We start from the raw sequence: 17,351 nt of genomic DNA, 5'->3' as shown, positions 1-17,351 counted from the left end.
ATGCGTGCCTCGGCGGGGAATTGCTACGCGTGATCCCCCTTGCCGCCGCCCAGCCCGAGCGCCCCGGCGACGGGCACGATCACGCCGGTCACGACCGGGATCAGCAGGAAGCCGATCACCAGCCCGAAGATGCCGTCGAGGAAGGCGGTGACGAACCATTCGGCAAAGCCCGCGATGGCGGGCAGCGCGGAGCCGGCGGCCACCGCCAGATCGTGGATCTGGTGGCCGGGGAAGCCGATGTGGAAGGTCTCCAGCCCGTGCACGATGATGGAGCCGCCGACCCAGAGCATCGCCGCGGTGCCCACCACGGAGATCACGGTCATCACCGTGGGCATGGCTTTCACGATCCCGCGCCCGAGGCTGCGGGTGAGCCCGAGCCGCCCGGCCTCGTGCATCTTGAGGCCGAGGTCGTCGGCCTTCACGAGGATGGCGACGCTGCCGTAGATCAGCGCGGTGATGCCGACGGCGACGACGGCCAGCACCACCCCTTCGATCCAGACCGACTGCGACTCGATGGCCGAAAGCGCGATCGTCATGATCTCGGCCGACAGGATGAAATCCGTCTTGATCGCCCCGGCGACGCGCTTCTTTTCCAGCGACTGGGCGTCCAGCCCGTGTTCTTCGTCATGGCCGTGCTCGCCCCCTTTGAACACGTGCAGGATCTTCTCGGCGCCCTCGAAGCAGAGGTAGCAGCCTCCCAGCATCAGCAGCGGCGGCAGCAGGAAGGGTGCGAAGGCGTTGAGCAGCAGCGCGATGGGCAGAAGAATCACCAGCTTGTTGAAGAGCGAGCCGCGTGCGATCTGCATCACGATGGGCAGTTCCCGCGCCGCCGGCAGCCCGTGGACGTATTTCGGCGTTACGGCGGCGTCGTCGATCACCACGCCGGCGGATTTGGCCCCTGCCTTGGCGGCATCGTCCAGCACGGTGCTGGCGACCTTGGCGCCCACCTTGGTGGATTGCGCGGCGATGTCGTCGATCTGGGCGGCGGCGGCCTTGGCGATGGCGGCCACGTCGTCCAGCAGGGCAAGAAGGCCACTCATGGCGGGGAGTCCTTTGCGCGGTTGAGCTTTGCTGGGCAGGATAGCGGCCCGCTTGGCAATTACAATCCGCCCGCCCGCGGCCGGGCGTTCGAAACCGGTATCGGAGCGTGGGGGAACGGGCGCACAAGGGGCCGGCCCGGCCGGGGAGCAAACAGAAAAAAGGGCCGCGAGCGACCCTTTTCCCTGTGAATTTCACACTCCCCGTCGGACCGGCCGACTTGTCATTGATGGCACGTTATTCAGATGCGCAGGATCGGTCAACAGCCAAAATCGGGCTTCAGGTGCCTGATTGCGCACAAAAAAGAGGCCGCGCCGAAATTGGGGGCGCGGCCAGTCCAACAGGGAGGAAGGCCCGCGTGGCCAAGCAAGGCGCCCGCGGGCAATTTCACTGTGGCGCAAAAGGGTTAAGACTGTATTTTCATCCCGTGACGCACCGATTTCCGGGGTTTTTTGGCGGAGGGCAAAGCATGGCTGGCGGGATATTCATCGGCGGAGGCGGGGAAGGTTACGGCACGCCGCAGGAACTGCTTCTGAAATATGCCAACCGCCACGGCATGATCGCCGGGGCCACGGGCACGGGCAAGACGGTCACGCTCCAGATCATGGCCGAGGCCTTCTCGCGCGAAGGCGTGCCCGTCTTCCTTTCGGACGTGAAGGGCGATCTCTCCGGGCTCGCCGTGGCCGGGCAGGCCGAGGGGGATCTGCACGAGGCCTTCTCCAGGCGCGCGGCCACCATCGGGCTGGAGGACATTGGCTACCAGGCCTATCCGGTCGTCTTCTGGGACGTGTTCGGCCGGCAGGGGCACCCGGTGCGCACGACGGTGGCGGAGATGGGGCCGCTTCTGCTGGCGCAGCTTCTTGAACTGACCGAGGCGCAGGAGGGGGTGCTCAACATCGCCTTCCGGGTGGCCGATGAGGAAGGGCTGCCGCTTCTGGATCTCAAGGATCTGCAATCGCTGCTGGCCTGGGTCGGGGAAAACCGCGCCGAGCTTTCGCTGCGCTACGGCAACGTGTCGATCGCCTCTGTCGGCGCGATCCAGCGGGGGCTTCTCACGCTGGAGAATCAGGGGATCACCGGCATGTTCGGGGAACCGGCGCTGGAGATCGACGATCTGATGGCGACCGAGGCCGACGGGCGCGGGCGCATCAACATCCTGGCCTCCGACAAGCTGATGCAGGCGCCCAAACTCTACGCGACCTTCCTGCTCTGGCTGCTGTCGGAGCTGTTCGAAACGCTGCCCGAGGTGGGGGACCCGGACAAACCCAAGCTCGTCTTTTTCTTCGACGAAGCCCACCTTCTGTTCGACGATGCTCCCAAGGCGCTCCTCGACAAGGTGGAGCAGGTGGCGCGGCTGATCCGTTCCAAGGGCGTCGGCGTCTATTTCGTGTCGCAGAGCCCGGGCGACATCCCGGAAGACATCCTCGGCCAGCTGGGCAACCGGGTGCAGCACGCGCTGCGCGCCTATACCGCCAAAGACCGCAGGAACCTGAAGCTGGCGGCGGAAACCTACCGCGACAATCCCCGCTTCGACACGGCCGACGCGATCCGCGACGTCGGGGTCGGGGAGGCGGTGACCTCCTTCCTTCAGAAGAAGGGCGTGCCGGGCGTGGTGGAACGCACGCTGATCCGGCCGCCGTCCTCGCGGATGGGGCCCTTGAGCGATGCGGAACGGGCGCAGATCATGCAGGCCTCGGGAATGGGCGCGAAATATGACGCGACGGTCGATCGCGACAGCGCCCACGAGATCCTGAAGCGCCGGGCGGCGCAGGCGGCGGCGGAAGCCGAGGCGGCGGAGGCCGCGGAGGAGGAAGCGCCCCCGGCCGAACGCGAATACCGCACCGCGCGCCGCTACACCGGCGCGCGCGTGTCGCGATCCTCCTCGCGTGGCAGCCGCGGCAACAGCCGCAGTTTCGGCGAGGCCATGGGCAAGATGGTGATGGACGAGCTGACCGGCACCACCGGCAAGAAACTCGTGCGCGGCATCCTGGGCAGCCTGTTCAAGGGGCGCTGACGAGCGCATGCGCCCGGCGACGGGCCGGGCGCACCTCTTGCGCATTAGCCTTTTTCAGAGCGGCTTGATCTTGAGCAGAGTCAGGCGGTTGTCTTCGCGCTTGAGCACCTCGAAGCGGAAGCCGTGGAACGAGAAGACCTGCCCCTCGTTGGGGATCATCTGGGCCTCGTGGATCACCAGCCCGGCCACGGTGTTGGCCTCCTCGTCGGGCAGGCTCCATTCGGTGGCGCGGTTGAGATCTCGGATCGTGGTGGCACCTTCCACGAGGTAGTGGCCGTCCTCGGTGCGGGTGAAGGGCGTTTCCTGTTCGAGATCGAACTCGTCGGTGATCTCGCCCACGATTTCCTCGAGGATGTCTTCCAGCGTGATCAGCCCTTCGATGGTGCCGTATTCGTCCACCACCAGCGCGAAATGGGCCTTGCGGCGCAGGAACTGGCGCATCTGGTCATCGAGCGTGGTGGTCTCGGGCACGAAGTAGGGCGGCTTGGCCACCTTCATGATGTCGAAGTTCGCAAGCCCGGCCTCGGTGGCCGGTGCGCCGCGCAGCAGGCGGTTCACTTCACGCAACAGATCCTTGGCATGCACCACGCCGACCACATTCTCGCGATCGTCCTTGAACACCGGCAGGCGGGTGTGGCGCGAGGCCAGCGCCTGGTTGAGGATGGCGTCGGGCGTGTCGTCGGCGTCGATCATCTCGATGTTGGAGCGGTGGAGCATGATCTCGTCCACCGTGCGTTCGCCCAGGTCCAGCGCGCCGAGGATGCGGTCGCGGTCTTCCTTCTCGACGACCCCTTCGGAATGGCCGAGCGAGATGGCGCCGGCGATCTCCTCGCGCACGGCGAGGATCTGGCCGTCCGGGTCCGTCTGCACGCCGAAGAGGCGCAGGATGCCGCGCACCAGGAGGCGCACCGCGCCGACGATCGGGGCGAAGAGGAAGATCACCAGCGAGATCGGCCTCGAAACGGAGGCGGCGGCGGTCTCGGCATTGGTGATGGCGTAGGTCTTGGGCAGCACCTCGGCGAAGATCAGCACGAGGAGAGTCATCACCAGCGTGGCCAGCGCCACGCCGCTTTCGCCGAAGAGCCGGGTGAAGAGCGCGGTGGCCAGCGATGTGGCGAGGATGTTGACGAGGTTGTTGCCCAGCAGGACTGAGCCGATGAGGCGTTCGTTGTCCTCGGTGATCTTCAGCGCCCGTTCCGCGCCCTTGCTGCCCTTGTCGGCCTGCGCGCGCAGCTTGCCGCGGGAGGCCGCGGTGAGGGCGGTTTCGGAGCCCGAGAAGAATCCCGACATGAGCAGGAGGAAGAAGATCGCGCCCGCGGATACCCAGAAGGCGGAATCAAGAAGCGTTGAAGTCTGGTCCATTTGCCTTGCAATCGTTTGGCCTTGCTTCCTTATGGGGGCTTCGGGGCGGCCATTCAAGGGAGGCGGAACGGTGAAAGTGCAGGCACTTGGCAGGCTTTCGGGCGAGGTTCTGCTGTTTGGCGGGCCCTATTCCAACCTGCAGGCCACGGAGGCGCTGATGGCCACCGCTGCGGCGCGCGGGATCGCGGCGGACCACGTTATCTGCACCGGGGATCTGGTGGCCTACTGCGGCGCGCCGCGCGAAACGGTGGCGCGGATCCGGGCCTGGGGCTGCACGGTGGTGGCCGGCAACTGCGAAACGCAGCTGGCCGAAGGGGCGCTGGACTGCGGCTGCGGTTTCGAGGCCGGCACCGCCTGCGATCTTCTGTCGCGCGGATGGTTCGCCCATGCCGATGCACAGGTTGGTGCAGAGGCCCGGCGCTGGATGGCCGGGCTGCCGGACATCGTGACCTTCGAGCACGCGGGCCGCAGCGTGGCCGTGCTGCATGGCGGGGCACGGGCCAACAACCGGTTTCTCTGGCCCTCGGACCCCGACAGCGCTTTCGCCGCGGAGATCGCGCATCTGCGCGAGATCGTCGGCCCGGTGGATGCAGTGATCGCGGGCCATTGCGGGCTGGCCTTCGAACGGGTCGTGGCTGGCGTTTCCTGGATCAATGCGGGCGTCATCGGCCTGCCGCCCCACGACGGGCGCCCGCAGACGCGCTACGCGGTGCTGGGTGCGGACGGGGCCCGCATCCTGCGGCTGGCCTATGATGCGGCGGCGGCCCGGCGGGCGATGGAGGAGGCCGGGCTGACGCAGGGCTATCACGCCGCGCTCACCAGCGGGATCTGGCCCAGCGAGGAGATTCTGCCCGACGCGCTGCGCCGGGGCTGATGCTGCAGGCGGGGGGCTGTCTGCCCCCCGCGCCCCCCGAGGATACTTGGGGAACAAAGTGGGGATCAGCCCTCGGCCAGCGGGTGATGCTCCAGCACCAGCGCTTTCAGGCGTTCGTCCAGCACATGGGTGTAGATTTCCGTGGTGGCGACGTCGGCATGGCCGAGGAGCGTCTGGATCGCGCGCAGGTCGGCGCCGTTGGCCAGCAGGTGGGTGGCGAAGGCATGGCGCAGGGTGTGCGGGGTGACCTTTTCGGGCGGGACGCCGGCGACGACGGCGATCTCCTTGATCAGCATGTAGAAGCGGTGGCGCGTGAGGTGGCCTTCCTTGCCGCGCGAGGGGAAGAGGAACTTCGACTCCGCGCCGCCCTTGCGGACGATCTTTTCCTGCGCGGCATCGCGCGCGGTGACCCAATCGGCCACGGCGGCGCGGGCATCGGGCGTGAGGGGCACGAGGCGTTCCTTGCCGCCCTTGCCCTGCACCAGCAGCATCCGCGGATCGCCGCGCACGGCGGCGACGGGCAGTCCGACGAGTTCGCTCACGCGCATCCCGGTGGCGTAGAGCAGCTCGGCGAGGCAGCGGTTGCGGCGGCGGTCGGCGTCGGTGCGCCCGGCCTGGGCGGCGGCGGCCAGCAGGCGGCCGACCTCTTCGACGCTCAAGGTTTTCGGCAGGCGTCTGTCTTTTCCGGGACCGGCGATTTGGATGGCCGGATTGTCGGGGCGCCAGCCTTCCTCGTAGGCGAAGCGGTAGAACTGGCGGATGGCGGAGAGGCGGCGTGCGCGGGTGGCGCGGGAGAGCCCCTCGGCGTCGCAGGCCACGAGAAAGGCCTCGATCTGCTGCTGGGTGACGGAGAGATCCTCGAAGCCCTGCGACTCCAGCCATTCGCCGAAGATCCGCAGATCGCGGGCATAGGCGAGCTGGGTGTTGCGCGCGGCGTCCAGTTCGGCGGCCTGGGCTTCGATGAAGGCTTCGATCCGGGCGCGCATCAGGCCGCGCCCCCGGCCAGCAGGAATTCGAGCGCGGCGCGGCGGGCGGTGTCTTCCAGGCCGACGGCGCGCAGCAGGGCGATGGCCTCGCTTGCATCGGCCGGATCGCCTTCAAAGGCGCGGGCGAATTCATCGGTGGCGGCGAGGATGGCCTCGCCGATGCGCCCTTCCGCCAGCATCGGGGCGTAATCGGGCGGTGCCGTGAGGCTGGAGAAGCCTTCGGAGACGGCGGCGGCGCGCAGGTTGCCGGCGGGCGGTTCGGAGGGGGTGCCGGCGGCGACGGAGGCGAGATAGGTTTCGAAGGGATCGTCGCTTCGGTGGTTGCGGGCGATCACCTCGTAATCGGGCGACAGCAGGCCGAGCCGGTAGGCGATGCGCGCGGCCTTGCCGGGCAGTTCGAATCCGGCCAGTTCAGCGCCGTAGAGGCGGGCGAAGGCGGTTTCGAGCCCGGCTTCGCGCAGCATGCGCCAGGCCGGAGGCAGGGTTTTGGCGATGGCGTTGGTGTTGCGCGCGCGCAGGGCGACGTCGAAGCGCTGCAGGGCGGCGACCCGATCCCAGGTGCCGCCGGAGGCGGCGGGAAGCCGCTCCGTGTAGATCCCCAGCAGCAGGTTCTCGTCGATGGCGCCGGAGCGCGCAAGCCGCTCGGCCGCCTCGATCTGCGCCTTCCAGCCGGAGACGGGGCGCAGGTCGGAATGGGCGAAGGCCAGCGGCTGGCTCGCGGTGGCGATGGGCTGGCCGATCGCCTCGTACATGCGGAAGACGAGCGGCGTGGGATGGGCGGGCAGGGGCAGGGGCGGCAGCCCCTCGAACAGCAGCGGATCGAGGAAGCGGGCCAGCAGCGCGTCTTCCTCGGGGCTGAGAAACCCGAGTGCCTTGGCGGTTTCCAGGGTGAGGGCGGCGGCGTTCCAATCGCCGTTGCGGGCGAGGCAGAAGATCCTTGCCTGAAAGGTGGGCGCGATGTCGGCCTTCCGGCGCAGGGCGTCGCAGGCGGCATTTTCGGTCCCCGTCAGCAAGCTGACGTCGAACCAGCGCCGAAACAGCGCGCTGGTGTCGGGACCGGCGCGTTCCAGCAGCGCCTTGGACTGTTCGAGCGCGCCCATCTCGAGGAGCTTGTCCACCCGTGCGAGAAAGAGCGTGTTCTCGCCGCCGGCACCGCGCGGAGGATCGAGCTCGGCCAGTAGCAGCGTGTAGAGCAGATCCTGCAGGGCGGGGCTGGCGGTGGCATCGATGCGGGCGATCTGTTCGGTGAGCGTCTGCACGTCGCTGCCGCCCCAGAGATCGCGCGGAAAGCCGGTGACGGAGGTGGGCAGAAGGCCCACGGCATCCAGCCCCGGTTCGTCCAGAGGGGTAACGGTGATTTCACCGACGGCGGCGCTGTCGGCCACGGCGCCGTCATCGCGCGGCACCGTCACCGGGGCGCGGATCGAATCCGACAGCCAGTCGATGGCGGAAAGCGGCTGGGCCACAGCGGCGGGCGCGGCCAGAAGGCCCGCCAGAACGGCGGCCGCGAGGCGCTGGGGCGCTTTGGGAAAGGCCCTTGGCAGGGCTTTGCAAACGGTGACTGGAACCGCCCCGCAAGGCACCGCGGGGCCGCGGCCGCGGCGCGGCGTTCGGCTAGTCGACATCCAGTGTCACCGGGGTGCTGACATCGCTCTGCTCGGGCGTCAGATCGCCCAGGTAGGCGAAGCCGACGAGCAGCACGAATCCCACCACCAGGAGGAATGCCAGAAGTTTCAGAAGCCGCCCCATCAATTCTCTGCCCTCACGTGTTAGCGCCGCATTTTTGCGTTCTTGCGCTGATTATATATGGTCTTTTCGGCGAGATCACGCCATTCAGGGGCGGGAAACGAAGAATTGAGCGGGTAGCTGCCGGTTTGGCCTATCGATTGAAAAAGACGGTCGTCCTCGTGGGCATGATGGGGGCCGGAAAAACGGCCGTGGGCAAGGCCTTGGCGCAGATGCTTCAGGCGCCTTTCCTCGATTCGGACGACGAGATCGTCAAAGCCGCGAACATGAGCATCGCCGAGATTTTCGAGCGCGACGGCGAAGCCTTCTTCCGCGCGCGTGAAACCGAGGTGATCGCGCGGCTGATGGACGAGGAGCGCTGCGTGCTCTCCGTCGGCGGCGGGGCGTTCCTGTCGGAGGTGAACCGCGAGATCGTGGATTCGCGCGGGGTGGCCGTCTGGCTGCGCGCGGATCTGGACCTTCTGTGGAACCGCGTGCGCCACAAGACGACGCGGCCGCTGCTGCGCACGGCCAACCCGCGCGCCACCCTTGCCGAACTGCTGCGCGCGCGCGAGCCCTTCTATGCCAAGGCGCCGCTGATCGTGGACGCCGACGCGTCCTATTCCGTGGAAGACATGGCACACCGCGTGCTTCAGGCGCTGCTGACGCGCCCTGACATCCTGGAGAAGACCGAATGAGCGAAACCGTCCGCGTGAACCTGGCCGAGCGCTCCTATGACATCGAGATCGGCGAGGGGCTGATCGGGCGTGCCGGGCGCTTCATCGCGCCGCTGCTGCGCCGCCCGCGCGTGGCCATCGTGACGGATGCCTCGGTGGCGCCGCTGCACCTGGAGGCACTGAAGGCCGGGCTGGGCCGCGACGGCATCACGGCCACCGCGCTGGAGTTGCCGGCCGGCGAAGCCACCAAGAGCTGGGAACATCTGAGCCGCACGGTGGAGTGGCTTCTGGCCGAAAAGATCGAGCGCAACGACGTGGTGGTGGCGCTCGGGGGCGGGGTGATCGGCGATCTCGTCGGTTTCGCCGCGGCCATCCTGCGGCGCGGCGTGCGCTTCGTGCAGGTGCCCACAACCCTTCTGGCGCAGGTGGACAGCTCGGTGGGCGGCAAGACGGCGATCAACTCCCCGGCCGGCAAGAACCTGATCGGCGCCTTCCACCAGCCGTCGCTGGTGCTGGCCGATGTTTCCGTTCTGGAAACACTGCCCCGGCGGGATTTCCTCGCCGGATACGGCGAAGTGGTGAAATACGGCCTGCTGGGGGATGCGCAATTCTTTGAATGGCTTGAGGAAAACGCCCCCGCCATGATCGAGGGCGACGTGGCGCGGCGGATCCATGCGGTGAAACGCTCCTGCGAGATGAAGGCGGAGATCGTGGCGCGGGACGAAACCGAGCAGGGCGACCGGGCGCTGCTGAACCTCGGCCATACCTTCTGCCACGCGCTGGAGGCGGCCACGGGCTATTCCGATCGCCTGCTGCATGGCGAGGGGGTGGCGATCGGCTGCGGGCTTGCGTTTGAACTGTCCGCCCGCCTCGGGCTCTGCGCCCAGGAAACGCCGAGCCGCGTGCGGGCGCACCTGGCCGCGGTGGGCGCGAAGCGGGACCTTTCGGAGATTCCGGGCGATCTGCCGGACGCGCGGCATCTGCTGGATCTCATGGGGCAGGACAAGAAAGTGCTCGACGGCAAGCTGCGATTCGTTCTGGCGCGGGGAATCGGAGAGGCCTTCGTCACCTCCGAAGTGCCCGAAAAAGCGGTGCTGGATGTGCTGGAAGACGCATTGGCACGTTGAAAAAACAACCAGCGCGAGAAGTTCCCCCGCGTAAAAATCAAGAATTTCATCAACCTGTCGCCTTGGCGACACCCGGTTTCCCCGACGTCGGCGTAATCTTTCTGGTGGGTATTCAGAGTGAGTGACTGATCCCCCGGTGCCGGCAACGAATTAGGTCGTGACGGCGCCTTGTCACGAGTGATTGGTAGGGTTGAGGGTGCATTCCCCCCTCAACCCTTTCCTTTTTTCGGACATCTGCTGTAGCGTGCGTTCCCGGCAGCCCCCGCTTGAACCTGCCAGCCGTAAATCTTGGATGACAACCTGAGGTGGAGACGCGCCCGCCATGCGCATCAGTCAGAAATACGCCTTTCTGCGCCCCTCGCCGCTTCTGGAAGGCCTTCCGGCGGCGGTTGCCGAGGATTTCATGGATCGCTGCGAAGAGATCCTGTGCAACCAGCCTCGGGTGCTGCTGTCGCAGGAAGGGCGGGCGGCGCATGTCTACGTGGTCGCCCACGGGATCGTGGAGGTCAGCTTTCTCAGCCGGCAGGGGCACAAGGTCATCGCCAACCATGCCGGGCCCGGTGACGTTCTGGGCGATGTGGAGGTGATCGGCGATCAGCCGGTGATCGCCACCTGCGAGGCGCAGTCCGGCGCGATTCTCCTGCGGGCGGGGGCTACGGTGTTCCGTGGCTTCGCCGCCGATCCCGGCGTGCAGCGCAACCTGATGCGCATCCAGGCCGAGCGGCTCACGCGGGGGCTTCTGTTCAAGGACATCGATCAATACCAGGCGGTGCCGCAGCGCATCGGCCACTACCTTCAGCACCTGTCCCGGTTCTCCAGCCGCGTGACCTACAGCCAGGGCTACCTGGCCACGCTGGTGGGCTGTTCGCGCCAGACGATCAACCGCGAGATCGGCGCGTTGAAGGAGGCGGGCCTGATGCAGGCGGATGAAACGGAGGCCTGCGGATCAACCGCGAGAAGCTGGCCGCCCACCTGCGGGCGATGGAGCTGGGCGAAGAGGGCGGCTGAGGCGCCGCCCCCTCGCATCTGCGCGGATTGCCTAGGCGAGGCTCGGCAGCCAGAGCACGATGGCCGGGAAGGCCACCAGCACGGCGATGGTGATCGCGTCGGCGATGAAGAAGGGGGTGACGCCCTTGAACACGTCCTGCACGCTCAGATCATCGCGCACCCCGGCCACCACGAAGCAGTTCAGCCCGATGGGCGGGGTGATCAGGCAGAACTCCGCCATCTTCACCACCAGGATCCCGAACCAGATCGCGCACATCGGCCCGCTCATGCCGAAGGCGCTGTCGGCCGCCGAGACGAACTCGCCGCCGTTGAGCGCCATCACCGCCGGGTAGACGACGGGCAGCGTCAGAAGCAGCATGCCGATGGCGTCCATGAACATGCCGAGCACCGCGTAGGCCAGCAGGATCAGCACCAGCGTCAGCATCGGCGATTGATCCAGCGAGGTGATCCACTCCGAAAACGCGCCGGGCAGATCGGCGAAGCCGAGGAAGCGCACGTAGATCAGCACGCCCCAGATGATGGTGAAGATCATCACCGCCAGCTTGGCGGTCTCCAGCAGGGCGTCCTTCAGCTGCGTCCAACGCATTCCCTTATAGACGGCCATGCAGAACACGACGAAGGCCCCCAGCGCGCCGCCCTCGGTCGGCGTGCCCCAGGCGTCGCCGCCGAAGGGATTGTAGATGAAGAAGATGATGATGGTGACCACGAAGAAGATCGGGAAGGCCGGCGGCAGCGCCTTGAAGCGCTCGCCCCAGGTGAAGCCCTTCACCGGCGGGCCGAAGTTGGGCAGCGCCACGGCCATGCCCACGATGAGCCCCGCGTAGATCAGCGCCGAAACGGCCCCCGGCACGAAGCCCGCCAGCAGCAGCTTGCCCACGTCCTGCTCTACGATGATCGCGTAGATCACGAGGATGGCGGAGGGCGGGATCAGCGAGGCCAGCGTGCCGCCGGCCGCCACGACACCGGCGGCGAAGCGCTTGTCGTAGCCGATCTTGAGCATCTCCGGGATGGCGATGCGGGCGAACACGGCTGAGGTGGCGACGGAAGCGCCGGAGACGGCGGCGAAACCGGCGGTGGCGAAGACCGTGGAAACGGCCAGCCCGCCCGGAAGCCAGCCCACCCATTTCTTGGCGGCGTCAAACAGCGCCTTGGTGAGCCCGGCGTAATAGGCCAGGTAGCCGATCAGGATGAAGGTGGGGATCAGCGAAAGCGCCTGGCTGGCCACCTTGGAATGGGGCACCTGTCCGGCGGTCTTCACCGCGACCGTGAGCGCCCAGCCGAAATCGTCCGGTGCGTAGCCCTTCTTGGCCCAGAAGATCCAGATCAGGCCCACGAGCCCGGCGAGGCCGGCGGCGAAAGCCACCCGCATTCCGAGCACGACCATCACCAGAAGCCCGATGGAGACAGTGATTCCGATATCGATGGGTTCCATCAGTCAGCCCCTCCGGTCACGTGGTCGGCCTCGGCGGCGGCCTGTTCGGCGGCCGATTGGATCAGCGGCACGGCCACCGGGGTGTCCGCCCGCATCGCAAAGGCCCTGGCATAGCCCCAGAGTTGCAGGACGAGCCGCAGGCAGAGCACGGAGAAGGCGATCGGGGCCAGCAGCTTGGCGGGCCAGAGAGGCAGGGCGATGTCCATCGAGGAATCCCGGCTCCACAGCGGGGCGTTCAGATCGAAACTGCGCTGGAAATGGGCGAAGCTGCCCCAGACGAGCAGGATCATCAGGATCAGGATCAGCAGCGTGGTCAGGAATTCCGCAGCCCAGAGCGCGCGGCCCCGGAGCCTGCCCACGAGGATGTCCATCCGGATGTGGCCGCCGTCGCGCTGGGTGTAGGCGACGCCCATGAAGGCGATCAGCGGCATCGCCTGCTCGATCCAGTCCACGTAGCCCGGCAGCGGCGCGTTGAAGAAGTTGCGCCCGCCCACCGAGACGACGGCGAGGATCATCAGCGAAAACACCGCAAGCCCGCTCAGCAGGGCCAGCAATTTTTCGAGTTTGTACAACTGCCTGTCGAGGCGGCTCAGCGTGCTGCCGTCCTCCAGCACCGTGGCGCTTCCGGCCATGGCTCTCTCTCCCCAGATATGGAAGGGGCCGCCGCGATCAATTCCTTGCGCGGCGGCCCCGGATTCTAACGCGTCAGCTTATTGGCCGATCATGCCGGTGACGAAATCGTAGAGCTCCTGCGCGGGCAGGCCGCGCGCGGTGTTGTCTTCGATCCAGGCCGCGGCGACCGGGCCGGCGGCCGCTTCGCGGAAGGCGGCGATCTCTTCGTCGGAGAAGGTGACCTGTTCGATGCCGCGCTCTTCCAGCGCCGGGCCCCATTTCGACATCGTGTTGTTGTTGTAGAAGTCGATGTAGTGGTCGAGGGCCTCATCGACGCTGCCCAGAAGGGCTTCGCGTTCGGCGTCGGTCAGCGCGTTCAGCGCGTCGGTGTTCACCACCACCGGGCAGTTCACGGTGCCGGGGTTCAGGTTGGTCGTCCACCATTTGCCGGATTCGATCGTGCCGAAGGACATATGCGCGTGCGGCGCGAAGGAGACGGCCGTGACGACGCCGCTGTCGAGCGCCTGGCGCACCTCGGTGGCCGACATCGAGGTGGGCACCGCGCCGACCTTCTCCATCGCCTGGCCGATGCCGCCGGTCGCACGCACGGCCATGCCTTCGAAATCGGCGAGCGTCGTGGGCGCATCGCCCACGCCCACGAGGTTGTACTGCGGCAGCGGCGAGGGCATCAGCAGGGTGGCGTTCCAGCGGGCGAGGTCGGCCTGCGCCGCCGGGTGGGCGTAGAGCGCCTGGCTGATCTTGCGCTCTTCCTCAAGGCTGGAGACGCCGAGGAAAGGCAGTTCCAGCACGGTGATGGAGGGGTTCTTGTCGCGGTGGTAGCCGGCGCAGAACTGGGCCATCTCGAAGGCGCCGATGGAGATGCCGTCGAGGTTCTCGGTGTTTTTCGACAGCCCGCCGTAGGAGATGTTGAGGGTGAATTCACCGCCCGTCTTCTCGCTCACCAGTTCGGCGAGCTTCTCGACGTGCTCGGTGAAGGCGCGGCGCTTGCCCCAGAGCGAAACGTTCCACTCGGTTGCCACGGCTTCGCCGGCAAAGGCCACGGCGATGGCGGCGACGGCGGCCTGACCAAGGTATTTCTTCATCGGTTTCCTCCCAGAAAACAGGTTCTTGTTGCGTCCGGGGCAGAGTGTATGGGGGCGGTGTGCGCAGGCCAATGAAGAAAACCGCCTGCGGAAACCCGCAGGCCCTGCGGAAATCCGCAGGGCGGGGCGCGTCGGCTTCTGGCCGTTGCCGTATGTGGATCGAAGTCGGAGGGCAGCGCACGGCCGCGGGTGGGGGAGAAGCCCCCGCCCGAGGGGGCGGCCGGGGGCTGCCCGGCGAGCCGCCGGGCGGTTGGCTGACAGAAAGCCGGTGGCGAACCCCGCTTCTATCCGTTCTCCACCAACACCGCGTCCTTGTTGAGGCCGAGCTTCACGATCTTCTCGTTGAGCGTGCGGCGGCCGATGCCCAGCGCCTCGGCAACCTCGTCCATCCGGCCGCCGTGGGCCTTGAGCGCCTTGGCGATCATCTCGCGCTCGAAGGCGGCCACCGCCTCGCGCAGGGTGTTGGGGGCCGCCGGCTGGGGAGCGCCCTGCGCCGAGATCACGTCCGACAGGCTGGTCTCCGCGCGCCGCCGCGCCAGCACGAAACGCTCCGCCACGTTGCGCAGTTCGCGCACGTTGCCGGGCCAGTCGTGGGCCAGCAGCGCGGCGATGTCGGAGGGGGTCAGTTCGGGCTGCGCCGATTCATAGAGCGCGGCGCAGAGGCCGGTGAAATGGGCGAAGAGGAGGGGGATGTCGTCGGCGCGTTCGCGGAGCGCGGGCAGTGAAAGCACCACGGTGTTGATCCGGTAGAGCAGATCGCCCCGGAAGCGGCCCGCGGCCACGGCGGCTTCGAGATCTTCGTTGGTGGCCGACAGCAGGCGGAAATCCACCCGCCGCGGCGTGGGATCGTCCAGCGCATGGAACTCGCGCGTTTCGATCACCCGCAGAAGCTTGCTCTGCACGTCGGGTGGGCAAGCGGCGATCTCGTCGAGGAAGAGCGTGCCGCCGTGGGCGCGCGCCAGAAGGCCCGGCTGGCCGCCGTGGCCGAACAGGGTGCTTTCGAAATGCTCTGCCGGCAGGGTGGCGCAGGAGAGCGCCATGAAGGGCGCATCCGAGCGCGGCGACAGATCGTGCAGCGCGTGGGCCACCAGATCCTTGCCGGTGCCCGTCTCGCCGTGCAGAAGCACGGTCGTCGGGGTTTCGGCCAGATCCTGCACCATCTCGCGCAGCGCCGTCATGGCGGGGGTGCGCCCGAGCAGGATCCGGTCCAACCCCGAAAGGCGCGCCAGCCTTGCCTTCAGGCGCGCGGTGCCGAGCCGGAGCCGGTGCTGTTCGGCGGCATGGGAAAGCGCGGTGAGCAGGCGGCGCGGATCGAACGGCTTTTCGAGGAAGGTATAGGCCCCGGCCTGGATGGCCTCCACGGCCATCGGGATGTCGCCGTGGGCGGAGATCAGGATCATCGGCGGAGCCTCGGTGCCCGAGAGGCTTTCGAGCAGTTCGAGACCGCTCATCCCCGGCATCCGCACGTCGGAGACGATGGCATCGGGGCGCAGGCGTTCCAGCGCCTCGCCCACCTGCCGGGCCGAGGCCAGCCCCTCGGCCTGCCAGCCGGCGCTTTCCAGCAGTTCCACCAATGATTCCCGCATGTTGCGGTCATCGTCCACCACCAGCGCCTTGAGGCTTTGCGGGGTCATGCGGCAAGTCCTTCCGGTTGGGTGGCCGGCATCCCGAAACTGAAGACGGCGCCGCCATTCGGGCCGTCCGCAGCGCGCAGCCAGCCGCCGTGTTCCTGGAGGATGGCGGTGGAGATGGCAAGGCCCAGCCCCATGCCCTCGCCGGAGGCGCGGGTGGTGTGGAAGGGCTCCTGCATCTGCGCGAGCCCGGTGCCGCGCAGGCCGGGGCCTTCGTCGGCCACGTCGATGCAGGCCTGACCGTTCTCGGCGTAGAGCCGCAGGGTGATGGCGGAGCCGGATGTTTCGGCGTTGGCGGCCAGCGCGTTGCGCAGCAGGTTCACCAGCACCTGTTCGAGGCGCAGCCTGTCGCCGCGCACGGTCAGCCCGGTCGCGGCCTGCTCCAGCGTGATGGAGACCCCGGCCATGCGCGCATCGGCTTCCACCATCTCCATCGCGCCCCGGGCCACCTCTTCCAGCGCCACGTCCGCCAGCGCGTCCTTGCCGGGGCGGGCGAAGAAGCGCAGCTCGCGCGTGATCGCCTCCATCCGCGCCACGAGGCCCGAGAGGCGGGCCAGCAGCTGGCCGTCGCGCTCGCTGGCGCCGATCTCGGCGGCGACCAGGAAGTTGCGCATGGCCGAGAGCGGCTGGCCGAGCTCGTGGGTGACGGAGGCCGAAAGCTGCCCCAGCGCGGCCATCTTGGAGGCCTGTGCCAATTCGGCCTGGGCCTTGGCGGCCCGTTTCTCGGCGGCGCGGCGCTCCTCGATCTCATGTTCGAGCGCGGCATTGGTGGCGCGCAGCGCGCGGCGGTCGGCCTGGGCGGCATCGAGCGCGCTGCGGATGCGCCGTGCGCGCCAGTAGAGAGCAATCGCGGTGGCGATCAGCAGCAGCACGGCCGCCGCGCCCGCCGCGATCAGGGCGCCCGCCCAGATCACCCGCTCCGGCGCGAGGTAGTGCAGCCGCCACGACAACCGCCCGAGCGGAGCGCTGCGGTGCAGGTAGCGCGTGCCCGACAGCCGGGCGACATCGGGCCCCGCCTCGGCGAAATCGAGCGCGGGCAGGGGCGCATCGGCGAACTGGCGGGCCTTGGCGATCTCGGCCCGCCGCGCCTCGGGCAGAGGCGCCAGCGTGTGATACTGCCAGTCCGGATCGGAGGCGAGGATGACGACGCCGTCCGGGTTGGAGACGAAGAGCGTCTCGCCGCCCTCGGCCCAGAGCGAGGCGATGGGCGAGACATCCACCTTGATGGCGATGACGCCGGTGATGTCGCCGGCCTCGTTGCGCACCGGCTCGGCGAGGAAGTAGCCGGGCCGGCCCGTCGTCACGCCGATGGCGAAGAAGGCGCCGGAGCCGCCGGCGCGGGCCTCGGTGAAATAGGGCCGGAAGGCGTAGCTCTTGCCGATGAAGGTGACGGGATCGGCGTAGTTGGAGGCCGCGATCGTGAGCCCGTTGGGATCCATCAGGTAGATGGCTTCGAGGTTGGTGCGCGCGGCGAAATCGGCGAGTCGGCGGTTGAGGCCGGCCAGCCCGATCCCTGCGGTGCCGCGCTGCACGAAGGGATCGCGGGCCAGCAGGTAGGGCAGGTGGCTGTAGCGCTCCAGCGCCTCGGTGAGCGTGGCGTGGTAGAGCGACAGCCGCGCCTCCGCGCGCGCCTGTTCGCTCGCCTTCAGGATCCGGGCCGCCCCGAAGAAGACGAGCGCCAGCACGAGCACCGCCGCCAGCGCGAAGGCCAGCGGGCGCAACGCGCGCCCCCGCTGCCCCCGCTGCACGGCCCGCGCCACGG

At 68.0% G+C, this 17,351-nt stretch carries 14 protein-coding genes and 1 pseudogene; 5 read left to right on the top strand and 10 right to left on the bottom strand.

Going from position 1 to position 17,351, the window contains the following annotated elements:
• Positions 1-23: 23 nt before the first annotated feature.
• The gene (locus tag PSA7680_RS00275) at positions 24-1,040 is read right to left on the bottom strand and encodes a DUF808 domain-containing protein (RefSeq protein WP_085866663.1); all 1,017 of its coding nucleotides are present in this window, start codon (positions 1,038-1,040) and stop codon (positions 24-26) included.
• Between the two features lie 467 nt (positions 1,041-1,507).
• Here PSA7680_RS00275 and PSA7680_RS00270 point away from each other — a divergent pair, with 467 nt between their 5' ends.
• Positions 1,508-3,052: a helicase HerA-like domain-containing protein gene (locus PSA7680_RS00270; protein ID WP_085866662.1), complete on the top strand. Its 1,545-nt coding sequence runs from the start codon at positions 1,508-1,510 to the stop codon at positions 3,050-3,052.
• A 54-nt stretch (positions 3,053-3,106) separates the two neighbouring features.
• On the opposite strand, the gene PSA7680_RS00265 is transcribed toward PSA7680_RS00270, so the two are convergent.
• Complete coding sequence (locus PSA7680_RS00265) at positions 3,107-4,414, bottom strand: HlyC/CorC family transporter (RefSeq protein WP_085866661.1); 1,308 nt, start codon at positions 4,412-4,414, stop codon at positions 3,107-3,109.
• 70 nt (positions 4,415-4,484) lie between these two features.
• Here PSA7680_RS00265 and PSA7680_RS00260 point away from each other — a divergent pair, with 70 nt between their 5' ends.
• The gene (locus PSA7680_RS00260) at positions 4,485-5,288 is read left to right on the top strand and encodes a metallophosphoesterase family protein (protein ID WP_139838514.1); all 804 of its coding nucleotides are present in this window, start codon (positions 4,485-4,487) and stop codon (positions 5,286-5,288) included.
• Positions 5,289-5,353: 65 nt separating this feature from the next.
• Here PSA7680_RS00260 and PSA7680_RS00255 read toward each other — a convergent pair whose 3' ends face one another.
• The 3 genes from PSA7680_RS00255 to PSA7680_RS19040 all read right to left on the bottom strand — a co-directional run bounded on the left by PSA7680_RS00255 (position 5,354) and on the right by PSA7680_RS19040 (position 8,023).
• Complete coding sequence (locus PSA7680_RS00255) at positions 5,354-6,274, bottom strand: site-specific tyrosine recombinase XerD (protein WP_139838513.1); 921 nt, start codon at positions 6,272-6,274, stop codon at positions 5,354-5,356.
• A complete protein-coding gene (locus tag PSA7680_RS00250; protein ID WP_139838512.1) occupies positions 6,274-7,740 on the bottom strand; it encodes a hypothetical protein in 1,467 nt (488 codons plus the stop codon). Before PSA7680_RS00250 ends, PSA7680_RS00255 begins: the two co-directional genes overlap by 1 nt.
• Before the next feature lie 148 nt (positions 7,741-7,888).
• Entirely contained in the window at positions 7,889-8,023 is a 135-nt protein-coding gene (locus tag PSA7680_RS19040; RefSeq protein WP_275936504.1) for a hypothetical protein, read from the bottom strand.
• A gap of 125 nt (positions 8,024-8,148) precedes the next feature.
• Between PSA7680_RS19040 and PSA7680_RS00245 the strand changes: the two genes are divergently transcribed.
• The 3 genes and pseudogenes from PSA7680_RS00245 to PSA7680_RS19145 form a co-directional block, all read left to right on the top strand.
• Positions 8,149-8,697, top strand: coding sequence for a shikimate kinase (locus PSA7680_RS00245; protein ID WP_275936503.1), 549 nt, complete (start codon positions 8,149-8,151; stop codon positions 8,695-8,697).
• Positions 8,694-9,803, top strand: a complete 1,110-nt coding sequence (aroB, locus tag PSA7680_RS00240; RefSeq protein ID WP_085866658.1) for a 3-dehydroquinate synthase — start codon at positions 8,694-8,696, stop codon at positions 9,801-9,803. The genes PSA7680_RS00245 and aroB overlap by 4 nt, the downstream gene beginning before the upstream one ends.
• A gap of 322 nt (positions 9,804-10,125) precedes the next feature.
• A pseudogene (locus tag PSA7680_RS19145) lies at positions 10,126-10,665 on the top strand (Crp/Fnr family transcriptional regulator); the annotation flags it as partial.
• 177 nt (positions 10,666-10,842) lie between these two features.
• Here PSA7680_RS19145 and PSA7680_RS00225 read toward each other — a convergent pair.
• From PSA7680_RS00225 to PSA7680_RS00205, 5 genes are all read right to left on the bottom strand, one after another.
• A complete protein-coding gene (locus PSA7680_RS00225; RefSeq protein ID WP_085866656.1) occupies positions 10,843-12,243 on the bottom strand; it encodes a TRAP transporter large permease in 1,401 nt (466 codons plus the stop codon).
• Positions 12,243-12,875, bottom strand: a complete 633-nt coding sequence (locus tag PSA7680_RS00220; RefSeq protein WP_085866655.1) for a TRAP transporter small permease subunit — start codon at positions 12,873-12,875, stop codon at positions 12,243-12,245. Before PSA7680_RS00220 ends, PSA7680_RS00225 begins: the two co-directional genes overlap by 1 nt.
• Before the next feature lie 78 nt (positions 12,876-12,953).
• A complete protein-coding gene (locus tag PSA7680_RS00215) occupies positions 12,954-13,958 on the bottom strand; it encodes a C4-dicarboxylate TRAP transporter substrate-binding protein (protein ID WP_085866654.1) in 1,005 nt (334 codons plus the stop codon).
• A 284-nt stretch (positions 13,959-14,242) separates the two neighbouring features.
• Positions 14,243-15,592, bottom strand: coding sequence for a sigma-54-dependent transcriptional regulator (locus PSA7680_RS00210; protein ID WP_085866653.1), 1,350 nt, complete (start codon positions 15,590-15,592; stop codon positions 14,243-14,245).
• Positions 15,589-17,349 (bottom strand): sensor histidine kinase, encoded by a 1,761-nt coding sequence (locus PSA7680_RS00205; protein WP_085866652.1) that lies wholly within the window; start codon positions 17,347-17,349, stop codon positions 15,589-15,591. Before PSA7680_RS00205 ends, PSA7680_RS00210 begins: the two co-directional genes overlap by 4 nt.
• Positions 17,350-17,351: the final 2 nt, after the last annotated feature.

This window comes from Pseudoruegeria aquimaris (assembly GCF_900172235.1).
GTDB lineage: Bacteria > Pseudomonadota > Alphaproteobacteria > Rhodobacterales > Rhodobacteraceae > Pseudoruegeria > Pseudoruegeria aquimaris.
This window is presented reverse-complemented; position numbering and strand designations above follow the sequence as displayed.

Coding starts and splice junctions, on each gene's coding strand:
- PSA7680_RS00270 (WP_085866662.1), top strand. CDS start 1,508: ATGGCTGGCGGGATATTCATCGGCGGAGGCGGGGAAGGTTACGGCACG.
- PSA7680_RS00255 (WP_139838513.1), bottom strand. CDS start 6,274: ATGCGCGCCCGGATCGAAGCCTTCATCGAAGCCCAGGCCGCCGAACTG.
- PSA7680_RS00265 (WP_085866661.1), bottom strand. CDS start 4,414: ATGGACCAGACTTCAACGCTTCTTGATTCCGCCTTCTGGGTATCCGCG.
- PSA7680_RS00210 (WP_085866653.1), bottom strand. CDS start 15,592: ATGACCCCGCAAAGCCTCAAGGCGCTGGTGGTGGACGATGACCGCAAC.
- PSA7680_RS19040 (WP_275936504.1), bottom strand. CDS start 8,023: ATGGGGCGGCTTCTGAAACTTCTGGCATTCCTCCTGGTGGTGGGATTC.
- PSA7680_RS00225 (WP_085866656.1), bottom strand. CDS start 12,243: ATGGAACCCATCGATATCGGAATCACTGTCTCCATCGGGCTTCTGGTG.
- aroB (WP_085866658.1), top strand. CDS start 8,694: ATGAGCGAAACCGTCCGCGTGAACCTGGCCGAGCGCTCCTATGACATC.
- PSA7680_RS00215 (WP_085866654.1), bottom strand. CDS start 13,958: ATGAAGAAATACCTTGGTCAGGCCGCCGTCGCCGCCATCGCCGTGGCC.
- PSA7680_RS00275 (WP_085866663.1), bottom strand. CDS start 1,040: ATGAGTGGCCTTCTTGCCCTGCTGGACGACGTGGCCGCCATCGCCAAG.
- PSA7680_RS00220 (WP_085866655.1), bottom strand. CDS start 12,875: ATGGCCGGAAGCGCCACGGTGCTGGAGGACGGCAGCACGCTGAGCCGC.